Source organism: Polaromonas sp. P1_E1_2 (assembly GCF_056406035.1).
The window spans coordinates 1-1,667 of record NZ_JBFUAZ010000771.1 but is presented as its reverse complement, the minus strand read 5'-3'; the positions used below and the strand labels follow the sequence as shown (position 1 = coordinate 1,667).

Sequence of the window (1,667 nt, the reverse complement as noted above, 5' to 3'; positions counted from 1 at the left end):
GTGTTGTAGGCCATCCAGTTGCCTTCCCAGCCGCCAAACAGCGCCTTGTTCACAGGAGCCACCACCGGGTTGGCGGTGGTCTTGATCCATTCGGCCGTTTCCAGGCGCATGACCTTGGCCACGTCGGCAGGGTCCATCGCCACCCAGCCGTAGCCCTTGAGGTAGACCTCCGAGCGGCAATGCTGCGCGCCCTTCAGGCTGGTCGGATTGCCCGAGAGCTCCTTATAGCCAAAGGCTGAAGGCACCAGGCGAATGCCGTACACGTCACGTGCCGGCAGGCCCACCGAGCGGCACAGGCCCACGAACAGCGCATTCAGGTCGGCACACTTGCCGCCCAGGTTGCCGGTTTCCAGCATGGTCTTGATGTCGCCTTCGCCGCAACCGCGTACCTTGGGTTCGCGGTAGGTGTTGGCCACGATCCAGTCGTAGAGTTTTTGCGCCTTTTCGACATCGGTTTTGGCACCCTGGGTGGCGGCCAGCGCTGTCTTGCGCACAATGCCGTCGGTCGGGATGAGGACTGTGGGACGCGTGAAGTAACGCAGCGTGTCGGCGCTTTCGGCTGGGGCGGTTTTCTGTGACCAGTCCATGGCACGGCCTTGCGTCTGCACGCGGCTGGTCAGCTCCACATAGGGCTTTGTTTCAGTGGCCGCAAACTCCACATACAGCATCTTCGCGCCGTCCTGACCGTCCTGCATGAGCTTGGCGGTGCCGTTGCTCGAAAAGCCGTTTTCCAGCGAGTGCTGGTAGTCGCTGTTGACCGAGGGGATCGGCAGCCACACCTTGGTCACGCCTTGGGGTTTGGCGATGTCCACACGCGTGGTCACGTCGAAAGTTCGCCAGGCGCCGCTTTGGGGTGCAAAGTTGCTGCGGCTGGGCGCGGCGGCGGGCGTCTGGGCAAAGTTGATGGTTGGCAATGCAGCAGCCACGGCGGCGGCTGCGGTGTTCTTGAGGAAAGTGCGGCGTACGGTCGACATGAAAGGTATCTCCGGGTGGGTGTGAGTGCGACGTGCACCGGGGCAGGTAAAGATGCTCCGGGATGTCTGACAGCCCACACAGCCCGCAAAGGCAGCGCAAGGGCTGGCCCTGGATTATCGCCGGTGCCGTGCCGAGACAGATTCAGGGCTTGAGCAAGCCGGCAATCAGCTTTTCGGCGGCCGGGCTGGTCCAGTCGACCTCGCCTGTCACGCGCTGGCGCGGCCGGCCGCTGCGGTCAATCATCAAGGTTGTCGGAAAAACCTTCACACCCCAGCCCCGGGCAACTTTGCCATCCAGGTCCAGCAGCACCGGCAGTGTTACCCCGGTGGTCTTGGCRAACTGCAGCGCACGCGCCGCCGGCTCCTTGAAATTGATGGCCAGCACCAGCAGTTTGTCATCGCCGTAGAGGTCGGCAATCTGCTGCAGCGTCGGCATTTCAGCGCGGCAGGGCTCGCACCAGCTGGCCCAGAAATTCAACAGCACGGCACGGCCGCGCAAATCAGCCGGGCGCCAGGTCTTTCCGGTTGTGTCCACCAGCGAGAACGCTGCCAATGGACCAGCCCAGGGAGCCACTTCATAAGCCGGGCCGGTCAGCCCCTGCGACATTGCGGGAAGCACGGCCGCCCCTGAGCCGGCGGTGACTGTCTGCAGCAGGAAATGGCGGCGGGAAATAAACGGGGTCGGCATGGGCC

General features: G+C 63.7%; 2 protein-coding genes. Both read right to left on the bottom strand.

The annotated features are described in order from the left end of the window. Positions 1-974, bottom strand: a 974-nt coding sequence (locus AC1D1P_RS22715) for a transglutaminase-like domain-containing protein (protein WP_477674547.1), incomplete at its 3' end; no start/stop codon positions are given. A gap of 142 nt (positions 975-1,116) precedes the next feature. Next, on the bottom strand, positions 1,117-1,667 hold a 551-nt coding region (locus tag AC1D1P_RS22710), incomplete at its 5' end, for a TlpA disulfide reductase family protein (RefSeq protein ID WP_477674546.1).